Source organism: Hydrogenophaga sp. (assembly GCF_019635465.1).
GTDB lineage: Bacteria > Pseudomonadota > Gammaproteobacteria > Burkholderiales > Burkholderiaceae_C > Hydrogenophaga.
The window spans coordinates 148,357-170,220 of sequence record NZ_JAHBZK010000009.1; the positions used below are offsets into that span (position 1 = coordinate 148,357).

Annotated in this window: 20 protein-coding genes; 8 read left to right on the forward strand and 12 right to left on the reverse strand. The window is 65.7% G+C overall.

What is annotated here, in order from left to right:
* Positions 1-2: 2 nt before the first annotated feature.
* The 3 genes from ccoN to KF871_RS10340 all read right to left on the reverse strand — a co-directional run bounded on the left by ccoN (position 3) and on the right by KF871_RS10340 (position 3,992).
* Entirely contained in the window at positions 3-1,454 is a 1,452-nt protein-coding gene (ccoN, locus tag KF871_RS10330) for a cytochrome-c oxidase, cbb3-type subunit I (RefSeq protein ID WP_291141648.1), read from the reverse strand.
* Between the two features lie 112 nt (positions 1,455-1,566).
* Complete coding sequence (gene ccoS, locus KF871_RS10335) at positions 1,567-1,704, reverse strand: cbb3-type cytochrome oxidase assembly protein CcoS (RefSeq protein WP_291141650.1); 138 nt, start codon at positions 1,702-1,704, stop codon at positions 1,567-1,569.
* Positions 1,705-1,724: 20 nt separating this feature from the next.
* On the reverse strand, positions 1,725-3,992 hold the full coding sequence (locus KF871_RS10340) for a cation-translocating P-type ATPase (RefSeq protein WP_291141652.1): 2,268 nt from the start codon (positions 3,990-3,992) through the stop codon (positions 1,725-1,727).
* A 109-nt stretch (positions 3,993-4,101) separates the two neighbouring features.
* Here KF871_RS10340 and KF871_RS10345 point away from each other — a divergent pair, with 109 nt between their 5' ends.
* Positions 4,102-4,545 carry a universal stress protein gene (locus tag KF871_RS10345; protein WP_291141654.1) on the forward strand — a complete coding sequence of 148 codons (444 nt, stop codon included), beginning with the start codon at positions 4,102-4,104 and terminating at the stop codon, positions 4,543-4,545.
* An 87-nt stretch (positions 4,546-4,632) separates the two neighbouring features.
* Here the strand turns inward: KF871_RS10345 and KF871_RS10350 are convergent, their stop codons facing one another.
* From KF871_RS10350 to KF871_RS10375, 6 genes are all read right to left on the reverse strand, one after another.
* Positions 4,633-6,195 (reverse strand): malonyl-CoA synthase, encoded by a 1,563-nt coding sequence (locus tag KF871_RS10350; protein ID WP_291141656.1) that lies wholly within the window; start codon positions 6,193-6,195, stop codon positions 4,633-4,635.
* 40 nt (positions 6,196-6,235) lie between these two features.
* Positions 6,236-7,003, reverse strand: coding sequence for an enoyl-CoA hydratase-related protein (locus KF871_RS10355; protein ID WP_291141658.1), 768 nt, complete (start codon positions 7,001-7,003; stop codon positions 6,236-6,238).
* Positions 7,004-7,092: 89 nt separating this feature from the next.
* Positions 7,093-8,427, reverse strand: a complete 1,335-nt coding sequence (locus KF871_RS10360; RefSeq protein ID WP_291141661.1) for a malonyl-CoA decarboxylase — start codon at positions 8,425-8,427, stop codon at positions 7,093-7,095.
* Between the two features lie 58 nt (positions 8,428-8,485).
* Entirely contained in the window at positions 8,486-9,154 is a 669-nt protein-coding gene (locus KF871_RS10365; RefSeq protein WP_291141664.1) for a GntR family transcriptional regulator, read from the reverse strand.
* Positions 9,155-9,381: 227 nt separating this feature from the next.
* Positions 9,382-10,185, reverse strand: coding sequence for a prolipoprotein diacylglyceryl transferase (gene lgt, locus KF871_RS10370; RefSeq protein WP_291141666.1), 804 nt, complete (start codon positions 10,183-10,185; stop codon positions 9,382-9,384).
* Between the two features lie 4 nt (positions 10,186-10,189).
* Positions 10,190-11,110, reverse strand: a complete 921-nt coding sequence (locus KF871_RS10375; RefSeq protein ID WP_291141669.1) for a LysR family transcriptional regulator — start codon at positions 11,108-11,110, stop codon at positions 10,190-10,192.
* 103 nt (positions 11,111-11,213) lie between these two features.
* Here KF871_RS10375 and ilvD point away from each other — a divergent pair, with 103 nt between their 5' ends.
* Positions 11,214-12,911 carry a dihydroxy-acid dehydratase gene (gene ilvD / locus KF871_RS10380; RefSeq protein WP_291141672.1) on the forward strand — a complete coding sequence of 566 codons (1,698 nt, stop codon included), beginning with the start codon at positions 11,214-11,216 and terminating at the stop codon, positions 12,909-12,911.
* A 48-nt stretch (positions 12,912-12,959) separates the two neighbouring features.
* Here ilvD and KF871_RS10385 read toward each other — a convergent pair whose 3' ends face one another.
* Positions 12,960-13,202, reverse strand: coding sequence for a TIGR04438 family Trp-rich protein (locus tag KF871_RS10385; protein WP_291141674.1), 243 nt, complete (start codon positions 13,200-13,202; stop codon positions 12,960-12,962).
* Between the two features lie 118 nt (positions 13,203-13,320).
* Between KF871_RS10385 and KF871_RS10390 the strand changes: the two genes are divergently transcribed.
* The 3 genes from KF871_RS10390 (at position 13,321) to KF871_RS10400 (ending at position 15,337) form a co-directional block, all read left to right on the forward strand.
* The gene (locus tag KF871_RS10390) at positions 13,321-13,626 is read left to right on the forward strand and encodes a c-type cytochrome (RefSeq protein WP_291141677.1); all 306 of its coding nucleotides are present in this window, start codon (positions 13,321-13,323) and stop codon (positions 13,624-13,626) included.
* A 338-nt stretch (positions 13,627-13,964) separates the two neighbouring features.
* Entirely contained in the window at positions 13,965-14,318 is a 354-nt protein-coding gene (locus tag KF871_RS10395) for a hypothetical protein (RefSeq protein ID WP_291141680.1), read from the forward strand.
* Between the two features lie 14 nt (positions 14,319-14,332).
* A complete protein-coding gene (locus KF871_RS10400) occupies positions 14,333-15,337 on the forward strand; it encodes a hypothetical protein (RefSeq protein WP_291141683.1) in 1,005 nt (334 codons plus the stop codon).
* A gap of 21 nt (positions 15,338-15,358) precedes the next feature.
* Here KF871_RS10400 and acs read toward each other — a convergent pair whose 3' ends face one another.
* Positions 15,359-17,353, reverse strand: a complete 1,995-nt coding sequence (gene acs, locus KF871_RS10405; protein WP_291141686.1) for an acetate--CoA ligase — start codon at positions 17,351-17,353, stop codon at positions 15,359-15,361.
* 140 nt (positions 17,354-17,493) lie between these two features.
* Here acs and KF871_RS10410 point away from each other — a divergent pair, with 140 nt between their 5' ends.
* Genes KF871_RS10410 through murI form a run of 3 tightly spaced genes read left to right on the forward strand, consistent with a single transcriptional unit; the run spans position 17,494 to position 20,497 of the window.
* A complete protein-coding gene (locus tag KF871_RS10410) occupies positions 17,494-18,084 on the forward strand; it encodes a YqhA family protein (RefSeq protein WP_291141689.1) in 591 nt (196 codons plus the stop codon).
* Between the two features lie 17 nt (positions 18,085-18,101).
* Complete coding sequence (locus KF871_RS10415; RefSeq protein WP_291141691.1) at positions 18,102-19,655, forward strand: fumarate hydratase; 1,554 nt, start codon at positions 18,102-18,104, stop codon at positions 19,653-19,655.
* Positions 19,652-20,497 carry a glutamate racemase gene (murI, locus tag KF871_RS10420; protein ID WP_291141693.1) on the forward strand — a complete coding sequence of 282 codons (846 nt, stop codon included), beginning with the start codon at positions 19,652-19,654 and terminating at the stop codon, positions 20,495-20,497. Before KF871_RS10415 ends, murI begins: the two co-directional genes overlap by 4 nt.
* Here murI and KF871_RS10425 read toward each other — a convergent pair.
* Positions 20,478-21,779 carry an MFS transporter gene (locus KF871_RS10425; protein ID WP_291141695.1) on the reverse strand — a complete coding sequence of 434 codons (1,302 nt, stop codon included), beginning with the start codon at positions 21,777-21,779 and terminating at the stop codon, positions 20,478-20,480. The two genes, murI and KF871_RS10425, sit on opposite strands and share 20 nt — an antisense overlap.
* Between the last annotated feature and the right edge of the window lie 85 nt (positions 21,780-21,864).

The following is a 21,864-nucleotide window of genomic DNA, read 5'->3' on the forward strand; positions in this document are numbered from 1 at the left end:
CCTCAGGCGTGTGCGGATTGAACGGCGGGGATGCGAACCGGCTCGACGCGACCGCTGCGGGCCGTCATCACCACGTTCCAGAGCATCACCAGCATGCCGCCCAGGTACAGCAGGCCACCGACCAGACGGATCACGTAGAAGGGGAACGTGGCCTTGACCGATTCGACGAAGGTGTAGGTCAGGCTGCCGTCCGGGTTGATGGAGCGCCACATCAGGCCCTGCATCACACCAGCAATCCACATGGCGGCGATGTAGAGCACGATGCCGATCGTGGATATCCAGAAGTGCAGCTCGATGGCGGGCACCGAGTACATCTTCTTCTGGCCGAACAGGCGCGGGATCAGGTAGTACATGGAACCCATGGTCACCAGGCCCACCCAGCCCAGGGCGCCGGAGTGAACGTGGCCGATGGTCCAGTCGGTGTAGTGCGACAGTGCGTTGACCGTCTTGATCGACATCATCGGACCTTCGAAGGTCGACATGCCGTAGAACGAAAGCGAGACGATCAGGAAGCGCAGGATCGGGTCGTCACGCAGTTTGTGCCACGCACCCGAGAGGGTCATGATGCCGTTGATCATGCCGCCCCAGCTGGGCGCCAGCAGGATGAGCGAGAACACCATTCCCACCGATTGCGCCCAGTCGGGCAGCGCGGTGTAGTGCAGGTGGTGTGGGCCGGCCCACATGTAGGTGAAGATCAGCGCCCAGAAGTGCACGATCGACAGGCGATACGAGTACACCGGTCGCTCGGCCTGCTTGGGAATGAAGTAGTACATCATCCCCAGGAAGCCCGCGGTCAGGAAGAAGCCCACGGCGTTGTGGCCGTACCACCACTGCACCATGGCGTCCTGCACGCCTGCGTAGGCCGAGTAGCTCTTGAAGAGGTCCACCGGCACCGCAGCGCTGTTGACGATGTGCAGCACAGCCACCGCCAGGATGAAGGCACCGAAGAACCAGTTGGCCACGTAGATGTGGCGCACCTTGCGGATGCCGATGGTGCCGAAGAACACGATCGCGTAGGCCACCCACACAAGTGCGATCAGCAAGTCGATCGGCCACTCCAGTTCGGCGTACTCCTTGCCCTGCGTCATGCCCAGCGGCAAGGTGATCGCCGCGGCCACGATGACCACCTGCCAGCCCCAGAAGGTGAAGGCGGCCAGCGCGTCGGAAAACAGGCGCGTGTGGCAGGTGCGCTGCACCACGTAGTAGCTGGCCGCAAACAGACCGCTGCCGCCAAACGCGAAGATCACCGCGTTGGTGTGCAACGGACGCAGGCGGCCGTAGCTCAGCCATTCAATGCCCAGATTCAGCGCAGGCCAGGTCAGCTGGGCGGCGATGATCACGCCGACCAGCATCCCCACCACACCCCAGACAACGGTCATGATGGCGAATTGCCGCACAACCTTGTCGTTGTAGACCGCGGCGTCAGCGGTCGCTGCCTTGTTGTTGATGGCCATGGGCCACTCCTCTTCAATGTGTCAGGCGGAGTGTGCGCAGCGTGCGCACAGGTGGGGTTGACTTACGTCAATCGGCTCCCAATGTCCGTGGGTTTGACGGCTGGGCGCCACGTCATTCGCTGTCGAGGATGCGTTCGCCCTCGCGATCGACCTGGTCGAACTGGCCGGACTGCAGCGCCCACCAGAACACGCCCAGGATCGCGAACACGATGAGCACCGACAGCGGCACGAGCAGATAAAGAATGTCCATGGGGGTTGGGCGTGGATCGTTCAGCGTTGAGCATTGAGGCGCCAGGCGTTGGCCACCACCAGCAATGAGCTGGCCGCCATACCCAGGCCGGCCAGCCAGGGGGGCATCCAGCCAATCAGCGCCAGCGGCACGCACACCGCGTTGTAGAGCGCGGCCCAGGCCAAGTTCTGGCGCACGACCCGCAAAGTCTGGCGGGACAGGGCCAGCGTGTCCACCACGTCCATCAGCCGCCCGCTTTGCACCACCGCATCGCTGCGCGCCTGGGCCAGTGGCGCTGCCCGGCCGACAGCAAACGAGGCTTCGGCCCATGCCAGCACCGGCCCGTCGTTGAGCCCGTCGCCCACCATGGCCACGCGCCAGCCCTTGCGCTGCAAGGCCATCAGCTCGGCCAGCTTGCGCTCGGGTGTGGCCTCGGCAATCACGTCATCAGCGCCCACGGCCTGGGCCACGCGCCGCGCCGCGGCCGTGCGGTCGCCCGAGAGCACCCAGGTGCGAATGCCCATGCTTCGCAGGCGTTGCACGGCGTCGCGGGCGTCCTCGCGCACCGCTTCGCGCAGCGCGAAACTGGCCAGCCAGCCCTGCTCGTCGGCCAAATAGGCGCGCGGGCCGTCGGCATCGTGTTCGGGCATCGCCCCGGCAAACAAGGCCGAGCCCAGGCGCCAGCTGCGCCCATCCGCGCCGCGGACCTCGATGCCCTGCCCGGCGTGTTCCTGGCGTTCGACGCGACCCAGGGAGGTCGGCTTGGCCGACGCGGCGATCGCGCGGGCCACCGGGTGCAGTGATTCGGCAGCCACCGCGGCCGCCTGCGCCAGCACGGCGTCGCGATCGGCGCCGCTGCGCACGTTGACGTCCACCAGCTCCAGCCTGTCTTCGGTGAGCGTGCCGGTCTTGTCGAACACCACCGCATCCACACCGGCCATGGATTCGAAGGCCTGCAGGCGCTGCACCAGCACGCCGCGCCGCGCCAGTGCGCCGGCCGAGGCCAGCATGGCTGCGGGCGTGGCCAGCGACAACGCGCAGGGGCAGGTCACGATCAACACCGCCACCGCAATCGCCAGCGCGCGCGATGGGTCCACCTGCCACCAGGCCCAGCCGGCCGCCAACGCCGCCAACATCACCAGCACGAGAAACGGCGCCGCCACCCGATCGGCCAGCTGTGCCAGCCGCGGTTTGTCGGTGGCGGCACGCTCCATGAGCCGCACGATCTGGCCAAAGCGTGTGTCGTTGCCCAGCCGGTCGATGCGCACGCGCACCACCCCACCCAGGTTCAAGCTGCCGGCAATCACCGCATCGCCCCGCTGGCGGGTGCAGGCCCGCGACTCGCCGGTCAGCAAGGCCTCGTCCACCGTGGCGGCCTCGTCAAGCAACACGCCGTCGCCCGGCATGGCGTCGCCTGCGGCCACGCGCACCACGTCACCCGCGCGCAGACGCCTGGCCGAGATGGTCTCCACCTGGCCGTCCGCGCGTTCGCGCAGCACCGCGGCGGGCAGCCGGCAGATCAGCGTGTCCAACGCCCCGGCGGTGCGCTCCCGCAGTCGCGCCTCCAGGTAACGCCCCGCCAGCAGGAAGGCCACGAACATGGTGAGCGAATCGAACCAGACCTCGTGCCCCCAGGGGCCGTTGGGGTCGAAGGTGGCGGCCGAGCTCACCGCAAAGGTGACGGCGATGCCCAGGGCCACTGGGGCGTCCATGCCGATGCGGCCTCGGCGCAGGTCGCCCCAGGCACTGGCAAAGAACGGGCCACTGGCAAAAAACACCACCGGCACGCTCAGCACCCAGCTGGCCCAGCGAAGCAATTGCGCGATGTCGGCCGGCATCTCGCCCGGTGCAGCCACATAGGCCGGCCAAGCGAACATCATCACCTGCATCATGCAAAAGCCCGCCACGAACAGACGCCACAAGGCCTGGCGCGACGCCTTCCAGCGCTCGTCGATCGACATGGCTTGCTGCAGTGGCAGCAGGCGGTAGCCGCGCGCCCCTACGCGTCGGGCGATGTCGGACAGGTGAATGGCGGTCGGGTCCCAGCGCACGCGCAGTCGGCGCGAGCCGGCATTGACCTCGGCGGTGTCGACGCCAGCGGCGCCGTCGAGGGCGGCTTCGACCGCGTCGGCGCAGGCCGCGCAGTACATGCCCTGGATCACCAGCACCGACTCGCGGCGCTCGCCGTCACCAATGTCGTCCAGCACAGTGGTGAACGCATCCTGCTCGATCGGGTCGTCGAGCGCGGTGAAGTTGTCGGTGACGGTCAGCGGACCTTGGTGGTCGCCCGCCCAGGCGGCTGAACTCATGGCGGCGATCCTAGGGGAAACCCTTCGTCGGATGCTTGACGTGGATCAAGCGCGCCGGGGCGCCCACCTCGTAAGGTTCGCGTCAACACAACCCCGAGAGGAGATCTCCATGTACAAGCGCATCCTGGTCGCCACCGACGGCTCGAAGCTTTCGCAGAAGGCGGTCGAACACGCCCTGGGTCTGGCCGACCTGACCGGTGCCGAGGTGGTGGCCCTGAAAGTGGTGCCGCGCTACCCGCAAACCTATTTCGAAGGTGGCGTGGCACTGGCGGCCAGCGAGGTCTCGCGCATCGAGAAGCAGTGGCAGGCCGAGGCCATGGAGACCGTCAACGCGGTCAAGGCGTCGGGCCAGAAGCGCGAAGTGAAGGTCAAGGCGGTCACCGCCAAGAGCGACCTTATCTCCGAAGCCATCATCTCGACCGCCAAACGCCAGAAGTGCGACCTGATCGTCATGGCCTCGCACGGGCGCCGCGGCATCAAGCGCCTGTTGCTGGGCAGCGAAACCCAGCAGGTGCTGACGCACTCGCACACGCCGGTGCTGGTGCTGCGGTAACCCCCCCGCGCTTTGCGCCCCCCTCAAGGGGCCAACGCCGGCGGCACGGCAAAGTCGGTTCCGCCGTGTGGCACGCCAACAGCCACTTCAGGCAAAGAGCCCCTTGAACTGATCGCGCAGCAGGTTTTTCTGCACCTTGCCCATGGTGTTGCGCGGCAGTTCCTTCACGACCACGCAGCGCTTGGGGATCTTGAAGTTGGCCAGGCGCGCCTTGAGCGCGCCGATCAGCGCATCGGCGTCCGGCTCGGTGCCCGGGCGCGCAATCACCACCGCCACCCCCACCTCGCCAAAGTCGGGGTGCGGCACGCCCACCACCGCGCTCTCGGCCACGCCGGGCATCTCGTTGAGGGCACTCTCGATCTCGGCCGGGTAGACGTTGTAGCCACCCGAGATGATCAGGTCCTTGCTGCGGCCGACGATGGTCACGTAGCCGCGCGCGTCGACCTTGCCGACGTCACCGGTCTTGAAATAGCCGTCGGTGGTGAACTCTTCCGCCGTCTTCTCCGGCATGCGCCAGTAGCCACTGAACACGTTGAGCCCGCGCACCTGAATGCCACCGATCTCGCCCGTCTCGACCGGGCGCCCGGCCTCGTCCACCACCCGCAGGCTCACACCCGGCAGCGGGAAGCCGACGGTGGCGCCGCGGCGCTCGGTCTGGCCGTCGTAGCGTTCGTCGGCGCTGTAGGGGTTGGAGGTGAGCATCACCGTCTCGCTCATGCCGTAGCGCTCGAGGATGGTGTGACCGGTGCGCTCGCGCCACTCGTTGAAGGTCTCGATCAGCAGCGGCGCCGAGCCCGACACGAACAGCCGCATATGCGATGCCTGCGCCTGGGTCAGCAGCGGGTCGGCCAGCATGCGGGTGTAGAGCGTGGGCACGCCCATGAAGACCGTGGCCTGCGGCATCTGCTCGATCACCAGGCGCGGGTCGAACTTGTTGAGCCAGCGCATCGGGCTGCCGTTGATGAGCGCCCCATGAATGGCCACGAACAAGCCGTGCACGTGGAAGATGGGCAAGGCGTGGATGAGCACGTCATCCGCGCGCCAGCCCCAGTAGCGCTGCAACACGCGCGCGTTGCTCAACATGTTGCCGTGGGTGAGCATGGCACCTTTGCTGCGCCCGGTGGTGCCGCTGGTGTAGATGATCACCGCCAGTTGGTCGGCGTCGCTTTGCGCCACCGCGTGCCGGTCGCGGTGGTGCGCCGCGCGATCGAGCAAGGTGCCGGTGCGGTCGTCGCCCAGCGTGAACACATGCTGCGTGCCGGCCTTGAAGGCGATCTTGCTCACCCAGCCGAAGTTGTGCGGGCTGCACACCACCACGGCCGGCTCGGCGTTGCCGACGAAGTACTCGATCTCGCCGGACTGATAGGCCGTATTGAGCGGCAGGAACACGTGGCCCGAGCGCAGCACCGCCAGGTACAGGATCAGCGCCTCGACCGACTTCTCCACTTGCACGGCGATGCGCGAGCCGGGCGGCAGCTTCAGGCTGTCGAGCAGGTTGGCCATCATCGCGCTGGCGCGTTCCAGGTCGCGCCAGCTGTAGTGCAGGCCGGTGGTGGCGCCACCCACCGTTTGCACCGCGGTGGCGTCCAGGTCTTCGGGGAAGGCCGCGCGCAGCGCGGCATAGAGGTTGTGTTGTTCTTTGATGGCCATGGGGTCTTGCGGGCAGTGGGTTCGATCGGGAGGCTGTCGTTCAGAAAACCGGGGTTCTTTTGCCCAGAAAGGCGTTGATGCCCTCCTGGTGTTCAGGGTGTTCGGCATAGCTGTAGGCATCGGCCAGCAGGTCCGCCGCGCGCTGGCCATGTGACAAGGCCCGCACGGTGCGCTTGTTCAAACGCGCGGCCAGGGGCGACAAGGCCGCGACCCGCCGAGCGCGGTCCTCGGCGTCGGCCGCGACGGCAGCGTCGGGCAGCACCGCGTTGAGAAAGCCGCGCGCCAGCAAGGTGGGGGCATCGAGCACTGCGGCCTGCAACAGCATTTCGCGCGCGGTGGCCAGGCCGGCTTCGCGCACCACCAGTTCAGCCTCGCGCGGCGCCATGGGAAACCCGAGGCGCGCAATGGGTGCCCCAAAGCGCGCCGACGCGCCCGCCACGCGCAGGTCACAGCAGCTCGCCATCTCCACGCCCGCACCCATGCAGTGGCCTTCGATGCAGGCGATCACGGGCAACTCGCACGCCAGCAGTGCGCCCAACCCGCCCCAGACGTCGTTTTCGTGGAAGTCGCGCAATGCCGCTTCGTCAAAACGAAAGTCGGGGTACTCGCCAATGTCGCCACCCGCGCAGAAGTGGCCGCCCTCGCCCGACAACACGACCACCCGCAAGGCGGGCGAATGGGCAATGGTCTGCATGTGTTGCGCAAGCTCGCGCCACATGCGGCGCGACATCGCGTTGAACTTGCCGGGGTTGACGAAACGCAGCCGGGCCACGGCGCCGTCGATCTGCAACACCACCTGATCGTTCATCGCAGGTCCTTGGACGCTGGTGCGTGTCGGCGGCGCGCCGGATGGTTGGGGGTTCGCAATGTCATGGTTGTTCTTTGCTCGGCACGAGGTCAACGGTACAGCGCCTTGATGGCGCCGGATATCGGGACTTTTCCTGCCGCCAGCGACGCCCGGTTCTTGTCGAGCCGGGCCAGGTCGTACAGGTAATTGACCATCAGCCCGTAAGACTGCTTGAGGCCCTTGGGCGATGGGTCGCCCCACCAGTTCAAACGCTCGACGCGCGCGCCATTGCCCAGGTGAAAACGCGCCACCGGGTCCAGCGGCACACCGTCGTTGAGCTCCTGCCCAAGGTAGCGCGCGGCCCACTGAAGCAGGGCCGCCCGATCGGGCGACTTCTCGCTCAACTCACCCGGCTTCTCCCAGGCCTGCAGCAGCTCGGGGGCCGCCCGTTTGCTGAGCCAGGCCCTCAGACCCGGGATGGGCGAGAGCGTGGCGAAGCTGCGCAGCCGGGGGAACTCCTCCTTGAGCGCCTCCACTACCCGCTTGATCAGCGAGTCGCCAAAGCTCACGCCACGCAGGCCAACCTGGGTGTTGCTGATGGAATAGAAGATCGCCGTGGTGGCCTTGCTCAGGTCGGCCGGCGCCGCCGCTTCGTCCAGCAAGGGGGTGATGCTGCCGGCGATGTCATTGACCAGCGCCACCTCGACAAAGATGAGCGGCTCGCCCGCCAGGCTGGGGTGAAAGAAGCCGTAGCAGCGTCGGTCGCTGTCCAGGCGGTTCTTCATGTCCGCCCAGCCACGCACGTCGTGCACCGCCTCGTAGCGGATCAGCTTCTCGATCAGCGACGCGGGCGAATCCCAACTGATGCGACGCAACTCCAGAAAGCCCACATCGAACCAGGTGGAGAACATGTACTCCATCTCGACGTCCAGCGCCTGAAGACGGGGGTCGCTGCGCAGCACCGCCTGCAACTCGGCCCGCAAATCCACCAGGAAGCGGATGCCACGCGGGTGCGCGCTGAAACGCTGCAACAGCCGCCGCCGCGGCGACACCGTCGCGCGGCGGTAGCGCACCTCGGCCGCCGCCTCGTCGGGCGTGCCCACCGCCGCCAGGTACTCGTTCTGCGCCCGTTTGACCTTTTGCGGGTCGGCCATGAAGCGTTCGCTCATGAGCAGCCACAGGTCACGGCGGTGATCGGGCGCAGCACCGGCGTACCAGTCCATCACCGCCTGCGCGCGGCGCCCGCCCTCGATCTCGCTCACCAGCGGGTCCACCACCGCCTTCAGCTGGGCCATGGCCTGGCGCAGCTGACGCGGGGACATGGCCTCGTCGCCCTGCTTCAGCCGTGCCCGCAAGCGCTCCTCGGTGGAGCGCGCTGCGTCTGGCTTGAGCCTGGGCGGCCGCAGACGCGCCACCCGCTCGCTGATCCACTGCCCTGCCGTCATGCGCGCGCCTCCTTCAAGTCCACCAATGAATCGGGTGCCGAGCCCCTGGCGTCCGCGCTCATGCGATCAATCGCGATTTGCGCTGGCGCGCCAGCTCGCGCAAGGCCTCGCGCTGGCGCGTCAGGTGCGTGCGCATGGCCGCTTCGGCGCCGTCGGCGTCGCGTGCCCGAATGGCCGCGAACACCGCCATGTGTTCCGCCAGGCTCTGCACCAGCCGGCCCGGGGCATGCAACTGCTGCAGGCGCGCGAGCTTGACGATCTTGCGCAAGTCGCCAATCACCTGCGCCAGCCAGCGGTTGTCGGCGAGCAAGATGATGGCCTCGTGGATGCTGAAGTTGACCTCGTAGTACTCGTTGATGCGCTGGTTGCGCGCCGCGCGTTTGAGTTTGTCGTGCAGCCGCTCCAGCGCCTCTCGGTCGGCGTCACTGGCCTTGGTGGCCGCCTCATAGGCGCAGCGGCCTTCCAGCAGCGCCAGCACGGGAAAGATCTCGTCCAGATCGCGCTCGGTCACCTCGGCCACAAAGCAGCCGCGGCGCGGCTCGTGCCGCACCAGTCCCTCGGCCGTCAGCACCTTGAGCGCCTCGCGCAGCGGCGTGCGCGAAATGCCCAGCTCGGCACACAGGGCGGTCTCGTCCACAAAGCTGCCCGGCGCCAGGGTGCCGGCAAACACCCGCTCGCGCAGCTGGGCGGCGACTTCTTCGTGCAGGGAGCTGGAAACGAGGCGCATAGGGTGCAGGTCCGCAAAGGCTTTGTCGGCAGCCACAGGTCATCGGCAAATCGCACCCTGATGTGGTTGGCTCCAGTGCCAACCTCGTCCACCCTGCCGTGCGTCTACAGAATCACCTGTAATTACGCGTGATTCTGACAAAGTCTCGCCCGAGAGACCGTTTCCTTGACGCTACACCTGATGAACGCACGAAGACCGGCAATCGTGTCCGCGATCGAGATCGTCGATCAGCGCCCTCGCCCACTCCACCACCACAACCCCGCCCCCCCCACGATCATGGGCACGCACAACCACTGCCCCATGCTCAGGCCCAGCGCCAGCAGGCCGAGGTAGGCATCGGGTTCGCGGAAGTACTCGGCGGTGAAGCGCATCACGCCGTAGCCGAAGACGAAGGCCGCGCCGACTTGGCCCTGTCGGCGCGGCTTTCGCGCATAGAGCCAAAGCAGCACGAACAGCAGCAGTCCCTCGAGCAGGAACTGGTAGACCTGCGAGGGGTGGCGCGGCAGGTCGCCCGCGCCGCGAAACACCATGCCCCAGGGCAGTGAGGGGTCCGACACGCGGCCCCAGAGTTCGCCGTTGATGAAGTTGCCCACGCGCCCGGCCGCCAGGCCGGTGGGCACGCAGGGGGCGATGAAGTCCATGACCTGCATGAACGGGCGGCCTCGGGAGTGGGCGTACCACAGCTGCGCCAGCATCACGCCAATGAGCCCACCGTGAAAGCTCATGCCGCCCTGCCATACAAAGAACACCTCCAGCGGGTGCTGCAGGTAGTAGGCGGGCTGGTAGAACAAGCAGTAACCGATGCGCCCACCGGCCACCACGCCCACCACGCCCAGGAACAGGATGTCTTCCACATCGCGTGCGGCCCAGGGCCGGGGTTGCTGAATGCTGGCAAAGGGCTCGTGACGCAGGCGCAGGCGCGCAAGCCACCAGAACAGGGCAAACGCGGCGAGGTAGGTCAGGCCGTACCAGTGGATGGCGAGTGGCCCGATCTGCAGGGCGACGGGGTCGATCTGGGGGTGTTGCAGCATGGGCTCATTGTGCCCGGCCGGCCTCGACGAACCGTTGCAGCACGGGGTGATCGGCCTCGGCGCGCCAGACCAGGCTGGTTTCGCACACCGGGGCGCTCAGGCCCCTAGGCAAAGCCACCGGCCGATAGACCACCCCGGGGCGCTGGAACTGCCGAACGCTTTGCAGCACCCAGGCCAGACCCAGGCCGGCCGAGACGAGGTTGACGATGGTCTGCATCTGGATGGCCTCCTGAGCGACCACGGGCTCCACCCCGGTGCTGCGGTGCAACTGCACCAGGGCATCGAAAACCTCGGGCAATATGCGCCGGGGAAACATCACCATCGGTTCTGCCGCCACGGCCGTCAGCGACGGGCGCGCGCGCGCCGCCAACGGGTGGCTCTCGGGCAAGGCCAGCCACATGGGTTCACTGGCCAGTGCCTGCCGCTGCAAGCCGGGCAGGTCGGCCCCGGGCGCGTGCAGCAGAAAGCCTGCGTCGATGTGACCGCGCGCCAAGGCCTCGCGCTGCACATCGCTGGTGGCCTCCACCAGCTCCAGCGCCACACGCGGCCAACGCTCGCGAAAGCGCCGCACCCAGGGCGGCAGCAGGCCGTAGCCCACGGTGGACACGAAGGCCACCCGCAGGCTGCCGCTTTCGCCCTGCGCGGCCGAGCGGGCCAGGGCCGGCAGCGCCTGGGTGCGCCGCAGCAGTTCGCGCACCTCGGGCAGCAAGGCCGCACCCGCCGTACTCAACGCAACGTGGCGCCGGTTGCGCTCGAACAGCCGAGTGCCCACGGCCACTTCCAGGGCGGCAATGGCCTGCGTGAGGGCGGGCTGGGTCATATGCAGGCGCGCGGCGGCACGGCCAAAGTGAAGCTCCTCAGCCAGGGCGGCAAACTGCCGCCACTGCCGCCATTCGCCGCGCTGCGGGTTTCTGGTTTCCGTCATAAGCGCAGCATATCAATGCACGGAGCCAATCCGATTGGATGCGACGCCTGCGCTGACGCATACTGCGGGGCTTTCCGACACCCACGAACCCGAGAGAGACATCATGGCCGAGAACTCCAAGCGCGTCATTCCCCTGCGCAGCGACAACATCACCCAGGGCAAGTCGCGCGCGCCCAACCGCTCCATGTACTACGGCATGGGTTACCAGGAGACCGATTTCGGCAAACCCATGGTGGGCGTGGCCAACGGCCACAGCACCATCACGCCGTGCAACAGCGGTTTGCAAAAGCTGGCTGATGCGGCTGTGCAGGGCATCCTCGAATCCGGCGGCAACCCGCAGATCTTCGGCACGCCCACCATCAGCGATGGCATGGCCATGGGCACCGAAGGCATGAAGTACTCGCTGGTCAGTCGCGAGGTGATCGCCGACTGCATCGAGACCTGTGTGCAAGGCCAGTGGATGGACGGCGTGGTCGTCGTCGGTGGCTGCGACAAGAACATGCCTGGCGGCCTGATGGGCATGCTGCGCGCCAATGTGCCGGCCATCTACGTCTATGGCGGCACCATCCTGCCCGGCAAGTGGAAGGGGCAGGACCTGAACATCGTCAGCGTGTTCGAAGCCGTGGGCCAGAACGCGGCCGGCAAGATCAGCGACCAGGAACTCAAAGACATCGAGCAGCACGCCATTCCGAGCACCGGCTCGTGCGGCGGCATGTACACCGCCAACACGATGTCGTCTGCCTTCGAGGCACTGGGCATCTCGCTGCCCTACTCCTCCACCATGGCCAACCCGCACGACGAGAAGCAGAACTCGGCCAAGGAATCGGCCAAGGTGCTGCTGGAAGCCATCAAGAAGGACATCAAGCCGCGCGACATCGTCACCAAGAAGGCGATCGAGAACGCCGTGGCCGTGATCATGGCCACCGGCGGCTCCACCAACGCGGTGCTGCACTTCCTGGCCATTGCGCATGCGGCCGGCGTGGAGTGGAGCATCGACGACTTCGAGCGCATCCGCCAGCGCACGCCGGTGCTGTGCGACCTCAAGCCCAGCGGCAAGTACCTGGCGGTGGACCTGCACCAGGCGGGCGGCATTCCGCAAGTGATGAAGATCCTGCTGAACGCCGGCCTGCTGCACGGTGACTGCCTGACCATCTCCGGCCAGACCATTGCCGAAGTGCTCAAGGACGTGCCCAACGAGCCCCGCAAAGACCAGGATGTGATTCGACCGATCAGCGACCCGATGTATGCGCAGGGTCACCTGGCCATTCTCAAGGGCAACCTGTCGCCCGAAGGCGCGGTGGCCAAGATCACCGGCCTGAAGAACCCGGTGATCACCGGTCCTGCACGCGTATTCGACGACGAGCAATCGGCGCTGCAGGCCATTCTGGACGGCAAGATCAAGGCTGGCGATGTGATGGTGCTGCGCTACCTGGGACCGAAGGGTGGCCCGGGCATGCCCGAGATGCTGGCGCCCACGGGTGCGCTGATCGGCGCGGGCCTGGGCGAGAGTGTGGGCCTGATCACCGATGGCCGATTCTCGGGCGGCACCTGGGGCATGGTGGTGGGTCACGTGGCACCCGAGGCGGCCGCTGGTGGCAACATCGCATTGGTGCAGGAGGGCGACTCGATCACCATCGACGCGCATCAGCTCAAGCTCGAACTCAACGTCGACGAAACAGAGTTGAGCAAACGCCGCGCGGCGTGGAAGGCGCCGGCGCCGCGCTACACCCGGGGCGTTCAGGCCAAGTTCGCGTTCAACGCGGCCAGTGCCAGCAAGGGCGCCGTGCTGGACAACTTCTGACGTGAACCAATAGCCGCTGAAGCGCTTTGGTGGGTGGGCAGTGCCGCTTCAGCGGCGCTTGCCCGTCTTGATGCCAAGGTTCTCGCGCTGCTTTTCAAGCCGGTCGCGCTTTTTCTGGTCCATGCGCTCCATGGCCTTGCGCTTGGTGTAGCCCGTGGTGTCGGCCCACACCCACCACACCGCCGCGAGAGCAAACGGGGCCAGCACCACCCACCAGGGCCAGGTGGCCACGGGGTCGATTTCCAGGTGCTTCATCAGCAACAGCGCGATGCCCAGTCCCAGCAAATACATCACGGCCTCCGGTTAAGCGCCGGTAAATTCCGGCAAAGATAGTCTGCATGCAGGGGCCGGCCGATCAGGGCTGGCTAGAATCCGCCCGTCGTCCCCGACATAGCAAAGGACCATTCACATGAAACGTGCGCTTCTGATTATGGCCGCCATGACCACGCTGGCGGCACCCGCGATGGCCGACGAGGCCCTGGCCAAGGCCAAGAACTGCATGGCCTGCCACGCGGTGGACAAAAAGCTTGTCGGCCCCGCCTACAAGGACGTGGCCAAGAAATATGCCGGCGACGCCAAAGCGGCCGACATGCTGGCCGCCAAGATCATGAAGGGTGGCTCGGGTGTGTGGGGTGCGATTCCAATGCCGGCCAACCCCCAGGTCAGCGAAGCCGAAGCGAAGAAACTGGCTGGGTGGGTGCTCAGCTTGAAATAAGGCACCGCTCCGCTCATCCAATCGGCGGATGAGCCCTCGGTCAAGTGGCCGAGTCCTCCCGAAACAAGGCCAGACAGTCCGCTGTCTGGCCTTTTTACTTTCCGTCGGACGGCATGAATTGCGCGACGTGAGGGCCTGCATGCACCACCTCAGATGGAACCCGCACCAGGAGCGAACAAGTCGACCCGGCTGCACCAACTTCAAGCATCCGCACGCACCGAGCACGTGACGGAACGCTCACCTGTGCATCGGCACAGATGCGCATCGGGCCAATCCCTGGCACGAGCACCCAAGGAACCCCCATAAATGCGGTCTCGCTTGACCATAGTGAACGAATCATGCGCGAGTGGTGTGAAGCCACGCAGTGCGAACCCTGGCAACCCTCCGAACTGGTGAACCTGACCATTGATGCGCAAGAGTTTGGCTTGCGCTTCACGGGCGAAGGTCGACAGGAACTGCTACAGGTGATTGGCGACCTGGGCCTGCAGCCTTCGCCCGAACTCAATGAGCGCCTGCTCATGCTCAACGCCGACCTCGACAACCGGGATGGTGGCACCTACGCCGTGCACCCCGAACAGCCCCTGGTCGTCTATCGACTGCACATCCCGCTCTCCACCCAGGTGGACGGCGCTGATCTGCCCCAATTCATTGCGAGCCGCTTCGACGAGGCCCGCTTTCGCGTCCTTGCCTGAAGAGAGAGATCCACATGAATCGCCTGTCCATTCCCCTGAGCCCCCGCCAGTCCATACCGACGTCCCACGTCGGCCCGGCTGCCGCTGTGCAGACCACGCCGCGGGTACACGTCTCGAACCAGCACACGTTTCACACGTCCTCACCCTTGTTCGATTTCAAGAAGGACTTCTTGTTCGGGGCCACCCAAAGCAATGTGCGCGAGTTGTCGCTGCGTGAGCGGGCCAGCTCGGACTTCAATCTGATGCGATACAGCTCTGACGAGGGCGGCGGCAAGATCGTCGATGGCCTTGACCCCACCGCCAAAGCCGGTCGCAAGGCCTACACCAAGGAACTGAAGCAACACGAGGGTCAGTGGTTTCGTGGGGCCGGCATCGGTCGCGCGAGCGAAGAGTTCGGATTCCTGAAGTTGCGCAACAACCTGCTGCACCCCTCCTGTCGCTACATCGATTTCATGAAGTCAATCGTCAACACCGTGGCCGAACGCAGCGGCAAGGTGATGTTCACGCTCGATCAAGTCGACTTCATGCGTCACTTCACCGATCGAGCCGCCGTGGAAGGCGCGCGATCGGGCCCGGACGGGGCGCCCTACGCGTTCAGCCAATACCTCGATGAATGCACCATGGGCAATCGCACACCGTCCGACAAGAGGGCAGACCATAAACCACACGCGCTCGTCACCAGCATGGAGTTGGGTGCGTTCATGGAAGGGCCCTTCAGCGAGATGAACGTGACCTACTTCAATGCCGCAGGTGACGCACTCGACCCGGCTGAAACCAAAGCCCTCTACAAGAAAGCGGCCGATTTGTGCAGCTGCGCCGAAAACATGGCCCGGTTCAAGACCGACGGCAAGTTTTTGCCAGAGGCTCAAGCAGCGGTGCTGGCCCTGCAGCAGCACGTGCACGGTTCAACCAACATGCTGCCCACCGTGTTCGATTGGGAGATCACCTTTTCGGAGCGTATCGCCGCCAGAACGGCCTTTGACCTTCCTTCAGAGCAGATCCCCAAGGACGAAATTTGACCCGGCAGCGGGGATGGCCCATCAGTTGTTCTGCGCCAACTGATCCAGGATCGCCGGGTTCTCCAACGTCGAGACGTCCTGCGTGATGGCCTCGCCCTTGGCGATGGCGCGCAGCAGGCGGCGCATGATCTTGCCGCTGCGCGTCTTGGGCAGGTTGTCGCCGAAGCGGATGTCCTTGGGCTTGGCGATCGGGCCGATCTCCTTGCCCACCCAGTCGCGCAGTTCCTTGGCGATGGCCTTGGCTTCGTCGCCCGTGGGGCGCGAGCGCTTGAGAACCACGAAGGCCACGATGGCTTCACCGGTCAGGTCGTCGGGGCGGCCCACCACGGCCGCCTCGGCCACCAGGTCGGTCTTGGCGACCAGGGCCGATTCGATCTCCATCGTGCCCATGCGGTGGCCCGAGACGTTGAGCACGTCGTCGATGCGACCGGTGATGCGGAAGTAGCCGCGGTCGGCGCTGCGCACGGCCCCGTCGCCGGCCAGGTAGTAGCCCTTGAGCTCTTCCGGGAAGTAACTCTTCTTGAAGCGCTCCGGGTCGCCCCAGATGGTGCGGATCATTGACGGCCAGGGGCGCTTGACGACCAGAATGCCGCCCGAGCCATTCGGCACGTCGTTGCCCGCTTCGTCCACGATCGCGGCCTCGATACCCGGCAGGGGTAAGGTGCAGGAGCCCGGCACCAGGGGCGTGGCGCCCGGCAGGGGCGTGATCATGTGGCCGCCGGTCTCGGTCTGCCAGAAGGTGTCGACGATGGGGCACTGCTCGCCGCCCACATGGCGGTGGTACCACATCCAGGCCTCAGGGTTGATGGGTTCGCCCACCGAGCCCAGCAAGCGAAGGCTCTTGAGGTTCCAGTTCTTCGGATGCACTTTCTCATCGCCTTCGGCCGCCTTGATGAGCGAGCGAATGGCGGTGGGTGCGGTGTAGAAGATCGAGACCTTGTGCTTCTCGATCATTTGCCAGAAGCGGCCGGCATTCGGGTAGGTCGGCACGCCTTCAAAGACAACCTGCGTTGCGCCCGCTGCCAACGGCCCATAGGCGACATAGGAGTGGCCTGTGATCCAGCCGATGTCGGCCGTGCACCAGAACACATCTTCCGGCTTGAGGTCAAAGGTCCAGAGCATCGTGAGCTTGGCCCAGAGCAGGTAGCCACCGGTGCTGTGCTGAACGCCCTTGGGTTTGCCGGTGGAGCCTGAGGTGTAGAGCACGAACAGGGGGTGCTCGGCGCCCACAAACGCTGGCGCGCAATCGGTGGGCTGACCCGCAACGGCGTCACCCCAGGTGACGTCGCGACCGGCCACCATGTTGCACGCGGTCGCAGTGCGCTGGAACACGATGACAGACTTGATGGACTCGCACCCGCCCATCGCAATACCTTCATCGACGATGGACTTGAGCGGCAACTCCTTGCCGCCACGCATCTGGTAGTTGGCCGTGACCACGGCCACCGCGCCGGCATCCTGTATGCGCTCCTGCAGGGCCTTGGCCGAGAAGCCGCCAAACACCACGCTGTGCGTGGCGCCGATGCGTGCGCAGGCCTGCATGGCCACCACGCCTTCGATCGTCATCGGCATGTAGATGATCACGCGGTCGCCCTGTTTGACGCCCTTGGCCTTGAGCGCGTTGGCGAACTGGGCGACCTTGGCGAGCAGCTCCTTGTAGGTGACGGTGGTCACTGCGCCGTCGTCGGCTTCGAACACGATCGCGGTCTTGTTCTCGACCGGGGTACCCATGTGCCGATCCAGGCAGTTCCACGACGCATTGATCTCGCCGTCGGCAAACCACTTGAAGAACGGCTTGTTGCTCTCGTCCAGCGTCTTGGTGAACGGCTTGTGCCAACCCAGGTTCTCGCGGGCCAGGCGGGCCCAGAAGTCATCGGGGTTGGCTCGCGCCTCGGCACACAAGGCGTCGTAGGCCGCCATGCCGCCGATGCGGGCAGCCGCCACCGTGGCCGGGCTCGGCTCGAACACGCGGTTCTCGACCAGGACGGATTCGATCGACGACGAAGGTGCGGACATGCGGTTGTCTCCTCGGGATTTGTGAAATGCGGGCGCGGCGGCACTGTGCGAAAAGGCACTTACGTCCTCCTGACACAGGCCGCCCTTCTACAATGCCGGGCTTCGCCGGCACTCGCGCTGGCCAGCCATTCTCCGACGCCATGACCGACCCCGTCAAAGCCGGCGCGCCCATACGGCCGCTACCCAATCTGATCTTTGCCAGTCGCTGGTTGCAGCTGCCGCTGTACATCGGCCTGATCGCCGCCCAGGCCATCTATGTCTTCCACTTCTGGGTGGAACTGGTGCACCTCATCGAAGCCGCGTTTGGTAACGAGGCGGCGCTGCAGAAGCTCATCACGAGCATTGGCTACAAGGGCGACACCACGGTCAACGGCCTCAACGAGACCATCATCATGCTGGTGGTGCTGGCGCTGATCGACGTGGTCATGATCTCGAACCTGCTGATCATGGTCATCGTGGGTGGCTACGAGACCTTCGTCAGCCGCATGAATCTGGAGAGCCATCCTGACCAGCCCGAGTGGCTCAGCCACGTGAACGCCAGCGTGCTCAAGGTCAAGCTGGCCACCGCCATCATCGGCATCAGCTCCATCCACCTGCTCAAGACCTTCATCAACGCCGGCAACTACGACGTGAAGGTGCTGATGTGGCAGACCATCATCCACATCACCTTCCTGTTCAGCGCCCTGGCCATCGCATTGGCCGATCGCCTGATGAGCCACGACAAACACTGACCCGAGCGAGAACGACCATGCCCACGACCATCCGCCAGGACGACCTCATCGACTCCATTGCCGGCGCGCTGCAGTACATCAGCTACTACCACCCGGCCGACTACATCAGCCACTTGGCCCGCGCCTACGAGCGCGAGCAAAGCGCCGCTGCCAAGGACGCGATTGCGCAGATCCTGACCAACAGCCGCATGAGCGCCACCGGCCACCGACCGATCTGCCAGGACACCGGCATCGTCAACGTCTTCCTCAAGATCGGCATGGACGTGCGGCTCGAAGGCTTTTCCGGCAGCCTCGAAGACGCGGTCAACGAAGGCGTGCGCCGCGGCTACAACCACCCCGACAACAAGCTGCGCGCCAGCGTGGTTGCCGACCCGCATTTCGCCCGCAAGAACACCAAGGACAACACGCCCGCGGTCATCTTCACCGAGATCGTGCCGGGCAACACCATCGACGTGACGGTGGCAGCCAAGGGCGGCGGCAGCGAGAACAAGAGCAAGTTCGTCATGCTCAACCCCAGTGACTCGCTGGTGGACTGGGTGCTCAAGACCGTGCCCACCATGGGCGCAGGCTGGTGCCCGCCGGGCATGCTCGGCATCGGCATCGGTGGCACCGCAGAAAAGGCCATGCTGATGGCCAAGCAGTCCCTGATGGACGACATTGACATGTACGAGCTGCAGACCAAATCGGCCAAAGGCGAGAAGCTCAGCCAGGTCGAGGAGCTGCGACTGGAGCTGTATGAGAAGGTCAACGCACTGGGTATCGGCGCACAAGGCCTGGGCGGCCTGACCACCGTGCTGGACATCAAGATTGCGATGTACCCGACCCATGCGGCCAGCAAACCCGTCGCGATGATCCCCAACTGCGCGGCCACGCGTCACGCCCACCTGGTGCTTGACGGCAGTGGCCCGGTTTACCTGGATGTACCCAGCCTAGACCTCTGGCCCGACGTGCACTGGGCGCCCGACTACAACAAGAGCACGCGCGTCAATCTGGACACGCTGACCAAGGAAGAAGTGGCGAACTGGAAGCCCGGCCAGACGCTGCTGCTCAACGGCAAAATGCTCACGGGCCGCGACGCCGCGCACAAGCGCATCCAGGACATGCTGGGCAAGGGCGAGCCCCTGCCGGTGGACTTCACCAACCGCGTCATCTACTACGTCGGACCGGTCGACCCAGTGCGCGACGAAGCGGTGGGCCCCGCCGGCCCGACCACCGCCACGCGCATGGACAAGTTCACCGACATGATGCTTGAGAAGACCGGTCTCATCGCCATGATCGGCAAGGCTGAGCGCGGTCCTGTCGCGATCGAGTCCATCAAGCAGCACAAGAGCGCTTATTTGATGGCCGTGGGCGGCGCCGCCTACCTGGTGTCCAAGGCCATCAAGCACGCCCGCGTGGTGGGCTTTGAGGATCTGGGCATGGAAGCCATTTACGAGTTCGACGTGGTCGACATGCCGGTGACGGTGGCGGTGGACGCCGGCGGCACCAGTGCCCACATCACCGGTCCCGCCGAGTGGAGCAAGCGCATCGCATCGGGCGAGTTCAAAGGCATTGCTGTCGCCTCCGCTTGAACACCAAAGCGCCGTTGATCGGCGTCTTTGACAGCGGCATCGGGGGACTGAGCGTCCTGCGCGCCTTGCAAGAGGCGCTACCCCATGCCCGATATACCTACCTGGCCGACAACGCCTGGGCGCCCTACGGCGAGCGCGACGCCGACGCCTTGCACGCGCGCGTTCGCTCATTGATCACGCACTGGCACTCGGCTGCAAAACTCGACCTGCTGGTCGTCGCCTGCAACACCGCAACAGCCATCGCCGTCGAGGGCCTTCGCAGCGACCTGCCCCATTTGCCTGTGGTCGGCATCGAGCCGGCGCTCAAACCGGCCTTCGCCACCAGCCGCAGCCGCTCGATTGGCGTCCTGGCCACCAGGGCCACGCTGCAGAGCGCCCGCTATCTCCGCCTGCGCGACGATTGCTTGAGCAGCGCATCAACGATCAGCCTGCAGGAATGCTGCGCAGATGGGCTGGCCGGGGCCATCGAGAGCGACGACCACGCTGCCACCCGCTCACTGCTGGAGGCCTACATCGGGGCTTTGCTGCGCGCGTTGCCGGACATGGACACGCTGGTGCTGGGATGCACGCACTACCCCCTGGTCCGCAACATGGTGCAGGACGTCGCGGGAATGCACGTTGCGTTGATGGATCCCGCCGAAGCTGTCGCAAGACGAGCAGTCCATCTTCTGGGTAATGCCGTCAAGGCCGGAACTCCGTCAGGCGCGCCCCAATGGCAATGCACGGGGTCACCGGCCATGTTGACTGCCGCCGCCCGGCGATGGTTGCGAAGGGACGTGGCGGTGTCGCCCGGGTCGTTCGATCCGCCCACAGCGTCGCTGGTCAGACCTGTGGTGCCGTAAGCGCAGCGCGCCGTCCACGCGCCATGTCGACCGGCAACAGCAGCAGCAAGCCAGCGATGAAGAGCACGGCGGTGGACACAATCGCCAGGCGCTGATTGCCACCGGTCGCCCAGGTGATCAAACCGTAGGACAGCGGCCCCACGATGCTGGCCACGCGGGTTGAAAAGGTCCACAGACCAAAAAATTCTGCCAACTGTGCGGGCGGCGCCAGCATGCCTGCCATGGCGCGCCCGGCAGACTGACTCGACCCCATGCACAACCCGGCGATCGTCGCGGCCCACCAGAACATGCCCTTGGAGGTGCTCAAGGCGGCCAACACGCACGTAACCACCCAGCCGACCAAGGTCAGCCCCAGTGCGAGCTTGTGACCCAGACGATCCTGCCCATACCCGAACGCGAACGCGCCAAGCATGGCGGCGATGTTGAGCACAAAGATCAAGGCCATCGTCTCCTGCTGGACGAATCCGATTACTTGCTCCGCGTAGATGGCGGCCAGGGCAATGGCCACCGCCACCCCGCCCTGGTAAGCCACCGTGCAGGCCAGCAACCACATGAAATCTCGGTAGTGACGTGCCTGGCCGAACGTGTGCCGCAACTGCAGCATGGAGGCTCGCCAACCACCTGTTCGATCGTTCTGCGGCTCGGCGCGTTCGTGCAGAAACCCCAAGGTGAACAAAGAGGCCAAGCCAAACATGGCGGCCGTGATGATCATGGTCACCGGCACAAACTGAGCCCCCTTTTGCCCATGGGCCTGGGCCCACAGCACATAGCCGAGACACAGACCCAGGGTGAGCATTCCGCCCACGTAGCCAAGGCTCCACCCCCAGCCGCTGACGCGCCCCATCGCGTGGGGCCTCGCCAGCTCGGGCAGGAAAGCCGCCACCAGCGACTCTCCCCAGGCAAAACACACGTTCGACGCCACCACCAACACCACCGCCAACGCGACCGCACCTGGCTGGACCAGCGCGAGTGCGGCAGTCAGCACCACACAACCCACCGTGGTCAGCATGAGCAGGCGCTTCTTGGCTGCGTGGCGGTCCGCCCATGCCCCCATGGCCGGCATCGTCAGCATCACGATGAAGTGGGAGGCACTCAGCGTTGCCGTCCAGGCAAAGGTGGCCCAGTTGGCGCCTTCGGCTACGGCACCCACAAAGTAGGCCGCAAACACCGCCGTGAGCACCACCGTGGTGTAGCCCGAATTGGCAAAGTCGTACATTGCCCAGCCGAACACCTCGCTGCGGCGCACGCCGGGGTTGAGGGCATCTGTCGAAAACAAGGCCATGTGGACTCCCACTGAACGCCAAAGGGCGCGAGCAGGAGTCTAGTGGCTACCCACGGGGGTTCGGGCTGTGGCCTTGCCCAGGCCA